Genomic DNA, 9740 nt, shown 5'->3' with positions numbered 1-9740 from the left:
TTACCTAAATAGCATATTAAATAAAAAAATAAAAGCTCAAAAAACGAATGAATAGATTTTTGAGCCTAGAAAAATATAGTAAAAATTTAACGAAGAATTTATTTGTTTTTTAACTCAGTTCTTTGTTAGCATACGTTTTAATTCAAATTTTGATTTAATTCTCCAAATACACAGAAATAAAAAAAGAGAGTGTAAATTAAGATACAATCAACTAATCCAGACACAATTCTGTTTCCAATATTTGGTTTAGTTTTTATTACCTCACATTCTTGAAATTGACTTATTCCTGGTTTTAATTTATTAATTAATTAATTTGGATTAAAATTATAGGGTCCTTCAATCCATATTTTTTTATCATTAATTTCAACAGAGTAAAATTCTTTCCTTTTCTTTTTTAGAAATCTTCCTTTATTATTCTCACTTAGATAAATTCTTTCAGTTTCTTTCTTGTAAATCACCATAGCATTATTTTTTTCAAAATATTGTTCAACCCATTTTAAGGCTCTATCTCTTTCATCATTATTTTCAATTTTTTTAATAACTATTTTAGTCCTAGAAACATCTACTCCAACTCCAATTGCTAAAATAATTCCAATCCATAATTTATCTTTTAGATCCTCAACAAATCCATAATAAAAAGTATCTTCAAAAATAGATTTTATCACAAGTAGGATTACGAACAATATTAAAAAACGAAAAAACTTTTTTAATCTATTCAAATATGTTAAATCAATAATTTTCATACTGCTGAGTAATGTATGCTAACTTGTTTATATGCTTATAAAATATCAGTATAGCCATCTAATTTAATAGACTAAACTGATGTTTTGTAATATTATTTATAACATAATATTGTCTCCATGAATATAAGTTTATTCTATAATTCATCAAAACATAAACTCAAATATGCGTTGTTGTATTGACCAATTATCCAGAGTTAGCTAAGTTAAATTTTTTAAACCAAAAATTTATAGTAAAAACACCTGTTTTTACTTAATTTTTAAACATGTTACTTCATAAAGTTTTATAATCATATTATTTTTTAGAATGATTCTCCAAAACTAATATAGAATCCACTATTATTGTTGTTCCCTAATACGTAATCAAACCTTAAATTTACATTATCTTCTTTATCTGCTAAAAAACGTATTCCAACACCATTATTTGGTTTTAAATCTCTGGCAAAATTAGAATTATTGTAAATTGTTGAAATACCTGTTATAAAAGCTAAACTTAAACGCCAAAAAAGAGGGGTTCTTACTTCTGCTTGGAAAGTAGATAAGTTATGGTCTCTATATTTACCATAAAAATAACCGCGAACAAATTCATCGCCACCAAGTATTGAGTAATCATAAAAATTAGGAGTACCTATAACGAAACTATTGTAAAGTCTACAGGCTAAAACAAAATTATTCTTAAAAGTAAAGTATTTTCTCGCATCTAATTTTGCCGTTGTATAGTGATTGGTTCCAATATTATAGCCCAGGTTTAATTTAAAATACGAACCTTTTGTAGCATTTAGTAGGTTGTTTCTAGAATCATAAAAAATGGTAGTACTTAAACCAAAATTCCAAGAATCTATTAATTCTGCCGATGTATTCAATTCGGTTATAGAAATATTGCTATAGTTGGCGTATCTTATTTCACCCCCAAAAAATAGTTTATCTATAAGATTCTTATAAAGACCAAAATCAAGAATCATTCTGTTACTTTCGTATAATAATTTATCATTTTCAGTTACGTCAGCTCCAATTCCATAGAAAAAATCAGGGTATTTGGCAAAATGAACTAAACCATCACTAAACCATTTTTCTTCTTTGAAAAAATAATTCCACTCAGATTCAAAAATAATCTGATTTCTTAAACTATAGTTGAATTCAATTTTTGCATTCGATAAGCGTGTTTTAGCATCTTGATATAAATCTATTGTAAAAAGACTTACGGCTCCGAAATGAAATTTTGTCTCAGGTTCATAACCAAAGGCTGGTACGGGTAAAATCTTTACCTTTTTTGTTTTTACGGTTAAAGAATCTGTTTTTTGTCCAAAACTTATATTACTAAAAAAAATAAGAAAAATATGTACTAAATTAATTAACCTAAATTTCATTTAAAGGGCTGTTTTGATTTTAAACCATAAATCAATAATTAATTGAAATGATTTTATTGTGTTTTTAATTTACGAATGAAGCTTCAGAAATTTTACTTTCTAAATGTTCAAAATCATAGAGATTTTTGTCTAATAAATGAGAAGGAAATACATTTTGTAAGGCATTCATCATAATTGCACTTCTGTTCGGGAAATCTGCTTCCCAATCTGTAATCATTTGTTTTACTCTTTTGCGTTGTAAGTTTTCTTGAGAACCACATAAATTACAAGGAATAATAGGGAAATTCATAAACCTTGCATAGATTTCAATATCACTTTCTCTGCAAAAAGACAAGGGTCTTAACACCACTAAATTGCCTGTATCATTTTTAAATTTTGGAGGCATGGTTTCTAATTTACCAGCAAAAAAGAAGTTTAAGAAAAAGGTTTCTAAAATATCATTTCTATGATGTCCTAATGCAATTTTATTACAACCTAAATCTTTAGCTGCTTCATACAAAGTTCCTCTTCGTAATCGAGAACATAAACTACAAGTGGTTTTGCCTTCGGGGGTTTTTTCCATTACAATTTTGTAAGTATTCTTTTCTATAATTTTATAATCAACTTGTAAATTGGTTAAATAATTTGGCAATACTTCTTCAGGAAACCCAGGTTGTTTTTGATCAAGGTTTACAGCAATTATATCGAAAGAAATAGGTGCCACTTTTTTAAAATGCAACAACATGTGTAACATTGCATAACTATCTTTACCACCAGAAAGACACACCATAATTTTATCTCCATCTGCAATCATTGTGTATTGCTGTATGGCTTCTGCGGTTGCTTTTTGTAGTTTTTTTGTAACCTGTTTCTGAGTTTCCATAATTGCAAAAATAGAAGTTTGTACTTAAAATAATTATGTTAAAGTAGATTTTTTCAATGCCAATAATCCAAAAATAGGACCAATGGCCAAAATTAAAAATATCCAATAGCTATTTATATTATCGAACAAATATGTTACAGCTTGTAGGCTTATAATGGTTATTGTAAACCCGATACAATTTACAATAGTTAAAGCTGTTCCTTTGTTTTTAGAAGGTGCATTTTGTGCAACTAATGTCGAAAAAAGTGGTGAATCTGCAATAACTACCATTCCCCAAAAAACTAAAAAGATGATAAATAGAATTTCGGAAGAAATAAAAAAAATAATCGGACAACATAAACAACATATACAAGATAATAATAGCGCACTAAACGCTGTTTTTTGCGTACTATATTTTTCTGCTAAATAACCACCTAAAACACAAGCTAACGCTCCAATGCTGATTACACAAAATGATAACAATGAAATATTAAAATTTACGTTTCGATGCGAGTTTTGATATAATTGTATGAGTATCGGAACAAACGCCCAAAATGTATATAACTCCCACATATGCCCAAAATACCCAAACGCTGCTTTTCTAAAACGTTCATTTTTAAAAACAGAAAAACAGGCTTTTAAATCTAATTCTTTACTTTTAATACTGTACGGTCCATTTTTTACAATGATTACTAGTAATAATCCACCCAAAAAAGATAAAAAAGAAGTTGTAATAATAACACTTTTCCAAGGAAAGTTTTGCATGATGTTTTTTAACAAATGCGGTAAAGCTGTACCTAAAACTAAAGCTCCTACTAAAAAACCTAAAGATTTCCCTAGTCCTTTATCGTAATAATCTGTAGCTATTTTCATACCAACAGGGTAAATTCCTGCTAAGAAAAAACCTGTAAAAAATCGAAAAAATAATAATGATAAAAATGTCTGATTTTCTATAGTTAAAAGAGCATTAAATATTGCGCCCAAAAAAGCACTGATAAAAAAAACTTTTGATGGAGAAAAACGATCAGCAATAGTAAATAATGCAAAAACTAATGTTCCAGATATAAAACCGAATTGAACAACAGAAGTTAAATGCCCTAATGCATTCGATGATAAATTAAAATTGATGACCAAATCATTCATTACACCATTTCCAGCAAACCATAAAGAGGTGCAACAAAATTGCGAAATGATAATTATAGGAAGTATGTATTTTGGTGTTTTCATTTAGAAAACGAAAGTACCAAAAAGCAAGCAATAATCAGTTGAAATTATTTTGCAACTTCATTTGTTTAGCTATCTTTGAGAAGATGAAAAAAGTGAAAATCATAGAATGTCCTAGAGATGCAATGCAGGGTATAAAATCGCATTTTATCCCTACAGAAAAAAAGGCATTGTATATCAATTCTCTGTTAAAAGTAGGTTTTGATACGATTGATTTTGGCAGTTTTGTTTCACCAAAAGCTATTCCGCAAATGCGTGATACAGCAGATGTTCTATCTAAATTAGATTTATCGAAAACACAAAGTAAACTATTGGCAATTATTGCAAATGTTAGAGGTGCAAATGATGCTTCTCAGTTTGAAGAAATTGATTATTTAGGATATCCTTTTTCAATTTCTGAAAACTTTCAGATGCGTAATACGCATAAAACCATTGCAGAATCGATAGAAACTTTAGACGAAATTTTAAACATTGCAGACAAAACAAAAAAAGAAGTTGTTGCGTATTTGTCTATGGGATTTGGAAATCCTTATGGAGATCCTTGGAATGTCGAAATAGTAGGAGAGTGGACAGAAAAACTGTCTAAAATGGGCGTAAAAATTTTATCACTTTCAGATACTATTGGTAGCTCAACTCCAGAAGTTATAACGTATTTATTTTCGAATTTAATTCCTAGATATCCAGAAATTGAATTTGGTGCGCATTTACACACCACACCAGACAAATGGCATGAAAAAGTAGATGCAGCTTTTAAAGCAGGTTGTAATCGTTTTGATGGTGCTATAAAAGGTTATGGAGGTTGCCCAATGGCTAAAGACGAATTAACGGGTAATATGCCAACAGAAAAATTGGTCAGTTATTTTACCACTAAAAAAGCAGATACCAATATAAAACCTATGAGTTTTGAAAGTGCTTATAATAAAGCTTTGGAGGTGTTTTTATAGATTATCACTAGTATAATAAACATACAATAGAGAAATGTAATCTTCTTTTAAATTGTAAAAATTATTATCTAATTCTTTCCATGTTTTCTCAGATTTATCTTCAATATTAGACAAGATTCCAATCCGTTTTTCTCTATTTGAAGGAATAAAATTATTTGGGAATTCAGAATTAGCTTTTTTAACTAAATCAAATAATTTTTTTGATTCAATCTTTCTTAAAGTATTTAATGTTTCTATAGCATAGTTGCCACTTGAGTTATAATAAAACTGATTAAAACCTCCATTATTAACTTCTCTTTCTAAATTCAAGATGTAAATTAAATCTTTCTCTTTGTCATTTAATAAATGCATGTTTTTTCCATAACTACATTTTCTATTAAGTATTTCATCAATTTTATAGATTTTTTGGTAAATATCAATATCACTTTTTATTACATTATTAATTAAATCGTTATTATCTATATCTTCTATAGATTCTTTTTGATTTAGGTTAATGTATAAAAAGTAAAGTATAATTAAACAAATTATTGCAATTGCATAAAGTTTTATCTTTTCCATATTATAAAAGTAAATATTTAAATAAAACTATTTACTTTTATATATATAAAATTCAGAGAATGAAATCAAAAAGAATACTAGTCTGTTTAATATCAATTGCATTATTTTTCTCTTGTACAAAAGACGATGGAAAAATAGAATTCACTTTTTTACAATTGAATGATGTGTATGAAATTGCTCCTATACAAGGAGGAGAATTTGGAGGAATGGCAAGAGTAGAGACTGTGCATCAAGAATTATTAAAAGAAAACCAAAATACAATGCTGTTTTTAGCGGGCGATTTTTTAAACCCTTCTTTATTAGGAACCATAAAGGTTGATGGAGAAAGAGTTCGTGGAAAACAAATGGTAGAAGTAATGAACGCTATGAATTTTGATTTGGTTGCTTTTGGAAATCACGAATTTGATGTTTCTCAAAAAGATTTGCAAAAACGTTTAAATGAAAGTAATTTTCCTTGGATTTCTGCCAATGTAAAATTAAAAACGAACGAAGCTGCAATTCCTTTTTATAAAGAACGAGAAGGTGATAAAGTGCCAGTAGGAGATACTTTCATTAAAGAAATTGTTGACGCAGATGGTACAAAAATTAAAATTGGTTTTATAAGTGTATGTATTCCTTCAAATCCAAAAGATTATGTAGAATATGGTAATATGTTTGTAAAAGTAAGAGCATCATATGCGGCAATAAAAGATAAAGTTGATGTAGTTTTTGGTTTAACTCACGTTAAGATTACCAATGATAAGAGAATTGCAAAACTAATTCCAGATTTGCCTTTAATTATGGGAGGTCATGAACACACAAACAAATATGAAAAAGTGGGTAATGTATTGATTACGAAAGCAGATGCCAATGCTAAAACAGCTTATATCCATAGAATTTCGTATGATAAAATCACTAAGAAGACAGTTGTAAAATCTGAGTTAAAAGAAATCAATTCCTCTATAAAACCAGATGAAAAAGTGGATGTAATTGTTAAAAAATGGCAATCTATTTTAACATCAAAAATTAAAGATATTATTCCTAATCCAAATGAAGTTATTTACAATGTAAAAACTCCTTTAGATGGTAGAGATACACCAATTCGAAGTCAACAAACCAATTTAGGGCAAGTTATTACAGCTGCTATGTCTTTTGCTTTTGATGATAAGGTAGATGCTGCTTTGGTAAATGGAGGCTCTATAAGAATTGACGACCAATTGTCTGGAAATATTACAGCAGTTGATATTTTTAGAGTGTTGCCTTATGGAGGTGATATTTTAAAAGTTGATATAAAAGGAAGATTGTTAAAACGTGTGTTGGATTACGGAAAATTAGCAGCAGGTACTGGTGCTTATTTGCATAGACATCATATTGAATTAAAAGACAAAACTTGGTTAATTCAAGGAAAACCCATCAACCTAAAAAAGACTTATACTGTTGCTTTTTCTGACTATTTATTAAAAGGATTTGACATTCCTTTTTTATCTGATAAAAACAAAGAAGTACTTTCTATTTATAAACCTAAAGCTACAGAATTAGGTTCCGATATAAGAAAAGCTGTTGTTGAGTATTTAAAAATGAAACAAAAAAAAGAACGCTAATTAGCGTTCTTTTTTTTGTATTCTAAATATTAGAAATTAGAATTTAAATTCTAAACCTCCATATATTCCAAAAGGATGACCAGGTCTTAAACCTGCAGGAACTCTAGATGCAGCGTAAGTATTGTCTAATAAGTTAATAACGTTGGCAGTTACACTCAGTTTTTTGTTAATAAAATATTTACCAGAAACATCAACAATAAAATTAGAGTTAACTCTTTCAGCATCAGGAATGTTACCTGTACCTGCTAATGTTCTAAACTCTCCATTAAATCTTCCATTTAAGTTGATTTCAAAATCAGCGTGCTCAACAGAGAAACCAGCATTAAATTGATGTTTTGGGATGTAAGGTAATTCATCACCAGCAGTAACTGTTCCCCATAAATCGTTAGCACTACCAAAACTATTTTGAAATTCAGTGTTTGTAAATGTATATCCAAAAGAGATTGGAAGCGAAATTTTAGCGTCTTTTTTAGCAATATTATAGTTCAATAACAATTCAAATCCGCTTACATTCACTTCTCCAGCATTGAATTGGTCTAATGAACCAGTTCCTCCTGTAGCAGCTAAATCACTCCCTAAAAGATTGGAATAATCGTTAAAGAATCCTACAAACTCTCCTTTTATTCCACCCAAATTAAAACGTGTTCCTAGTTCGTAATTGATGCTTTCTTCAGGTTCTTGACCATCTTGATTACCTGGAGGAGAGAATCCTTTATGAACTCCAGCAAATAAAGAGAAATCATTATTAAATTTATAATTAGCCCCCATTCCAGGAATAAAAACACCTACAGAATTTTCTCTTGTTGATAGATTAGCTCCAGTTCTTGTTACATCATTTTTACCATAATCTTCTCTTTGTAGTGTAATGTTTTCATAACGAACACCAGGAGTAAACGTCCAATTATTATATTTTACTTTATAAGTAACATAAGAAGCAAATGCTTTTGCACTGCTAACTCTATTGGCATCTGTACCTTCTATAGCGTCTGTAGTTAAAGACATAACACCTGCATTTGAAATGCTGTATTTATCAACCCATTGGAATCTGTCTTCTTCATCATAATGATAACGTAAACCAACTTCTAAATCGTGAAAAACATTACCTTTATACCAATGGTAATCTATTTTTGTTTGAATACCTGTTGAGTAATATTTTCTGTTATTTGCTTTCACACCAATGGCATCAGCAGCAGAATTAACAGATCCATTTACGATGTTAAAATAATCTGCATTAGTAGTGGGATCTTCTAAAATAGAAGCGATTCCTTTCTTGGTTCCGTTAAAAGTAACATCGTTTAACTTGTACCAGTTTCTAGCAAAATTATTTTGATATGCTGTTGTAGTAAGCCTTACGTTTTTAGAAAAATCCACTTTATGTGTAAGCATATATTGTGTATGATTAGTCGTCATTTTATCTTCATTAGAAGATGCATATCTAGCAAAAGGATTTGTTTTAAAATCTTGCTCAGACAACCCTAAATAAGTTTCATTTCCTTCTTCATCAGAATATTGAAATTTAAACTCTAATGATTGCTGAACTGTAGCATTAGGAAAGAGGTTTACACCAAATTTAGCTACAATGTCATTTTTATTGAATCCTGTATTTTTTCCGCTAGGTAAAGTTTTGAATCCATCAGAACCATAATTTAAATATTCTAAGACATATCCAAAGTTTTTATTTCCGCCTCCAATTTTTGCATGCAATTGATTTGAGTTAAAACTACCATAACTTGCTCTAACTTTTCCTCCAAATTCAGTCGGAATTTGGGCTGAAATCATATTTATAGCACCCCCAGTAGTAAATGGACCATATTGTACTTGACTACTTCCTTTTAAAACTTCCACAGCTTCCATTCTTGCTATTGTTGGAAAATAATAAGCAGAAGAAGCACTATATGGAGCAGGAGCAATTAAAACTCCATCTTCCATTAATGTAATTTTAGAACTTCTTTCAGGTGATGTTCCTCTTAAACTTATATTTGGTCGTAAACCAAAACCATCTTCTTCATAGATAGTTACTCCAGGAACACTTCTTAAAACTCTATTTACATCTGTAAAACTAAATTTTTGCAATTCTGCAGGAGACAAATAATAGGCAGAACCAGTTCTATGTTTAGCAACATATTTGTTACCAAAAATTGCTGCAGTAGAAATAATTATTTCATCTAACTTTTGGATAGAATCTAAAGATCCCTTTTCTTTTTTCTTTTCTTGTGCAGTTAAAACTACTGTAAATAAGGCTGTTAATATAATAATACCTTTCTTCATTTTATTTAGATTAATTATAAATAGTTTGTTTTTCGGATGCAAATATAACACCTCGTAATACATTTACAAACTTTATTTAGAATAAATAAAAATAAAAAACATAACTTACTGATAATCATTTATGTATTTTGATTAAAAAAATTGAGAATAAAAATGAACTAATTGTTAAGCTTATTATTAGAAAATAAATTAATAGCTTAAATGTCATTTATTAATTG

General features: G+C 28.9%; 8 protein-coding genes. 2 read left to right on the top strand and 6 right to left on the bottom strand.

All coding sequences use genetic code 11. The annotated features are described in order from the left end of the window. Positions 1-308: 308 nt before the first annotated feature. From DIS07_RS13890 to DIS07_RS13875, 4 genes are all read right to left on the bottom strand, one after another. Positions 309-665 (bottom strand): hypothetical protein, encoded by a 357-nt coding sequence (locus DIS07_RS13890; RefSeq protein ID WP_146190739.1) that lies wholly within the window; start codon positions 663-665, stop codon positions 309-311. Positions 666-1042: 377 nt separating this feature from the next. Next, positions 1043-2107 carry a BamA/TamA family outer membrane protein gene (locus DIS07_RS13885; RefSeq protein WP_109405857.1) on the bottom strand — a complete coding sequence of 355 codons (1065 nt, stop codon included), beginning with the start codon at positions 2105-2107 and terminating at the stop codon, positions 1043-1045. 64 nt (positions 2108-2171) lie between these two features. Continuing rightward, positions 2172-2969: a tRNA 2-thiocytidine(32) synthetase TtcA gene (gene ttcA, locus DIS07_RS13880; RefSeq protein ID WP_109405856.1), complete on the bottom strand. Its 798-nt coding sequence runs from the start codon at positions 2967-2969 to the stop codon at positions 2172-2174. A gap of 33 nt (positions 2970-3002) precedes the next feature. After that, on the bottom strand, positions 3003-4175 hold the full coding sequence (locus DIS07_RS13875) for an MFS transporter (protein WP_109405855.1): 1173 nt from the start codon (positions 4173-4175) through the stop codon (positions 3003-3005). A gap of 83 nt (positions 4176-4258) precedes the next feature. Between DIS07_RS13875 and DIS07_RS13870 the strand changes: the two genes are divergently transcribed. Beyond that, positions 4259-5116: a hydroxymethylglutaryl-CoA lyase gene (locus DIS07_RS13870; RefSeq protein ID WP_109405854.1), complete on the top strand. Its 858-nt coding sequence runs from the start codon at positions 4259-4261 to the stop codon at positions 5114-5116. On the opposite strand, the gene DIS07_RS13865 is transcribed toward DIS07_RS13870, so the two are convergent. Beyond that, the gene (locus DIS07_RS13865; protein WP_109405853.1) at positions 5111-5674 is read right to left on the bottom strand and encodes a DMP19 family protein; all 564 of its coding nucleotides are present in this window, start codon (positions 5672-5674) and stop codon (positions 5111-5113) included. The two genes, DIS07_RS13870 and DIS07_RS13865, sit on opposite strands and share 6 nt — an antisense overlap. Before the next feature lie 59 nt (positions 5675-5733). Here DIS07_RS13865 and DIS07_RS13860 point away from each other — a divergent pair, with 59 nt between their 5' ends. Next, on the top strand, positions 5734-7254 hold the full coding sequence (locus DIS07_RS13860; RefSeq protein WP_109405877.1) for a bifunctional metallophosphatase/5'-nucleotidase: 1521 nt from the start codon (positions 5734-5736) through the stop codon (positions 7252-7254). A gap of 36 nt (positions 7255-7290) precedes the next feature. On the opposite strand, the gene DIS07_RS13855 is transcribed toward DIS07_RS13860, so the two are convergent. After that, positions 7291-9522, bottom strand: coding sequence for a TonB-dependent receptor family protein (locus DIS07_RS13855; protein WP_109405852.1), 2232 nt, complete (start codon positions 9520-9522; stop codon positions 7291-7293). Positions 9523-9740: the final 218 nt, after the last annotated feature.

Origin of the sequence: Polaribacter aquimarinus, assembly GCF_003129485.1 — a bacterium.
GTDB classification, from domain to species: domain Bacteria; phylum Bacteroidota; class Bacteroidia; order Flavobacteriales; family Flavobacteriaceae; genus Polaribacter; species Polaribacter aquimarinus.
Note: the sequence above shows the minus strand (reverse complement) of the source record. Positions and strands in the feature narration are given on the sequence as shown.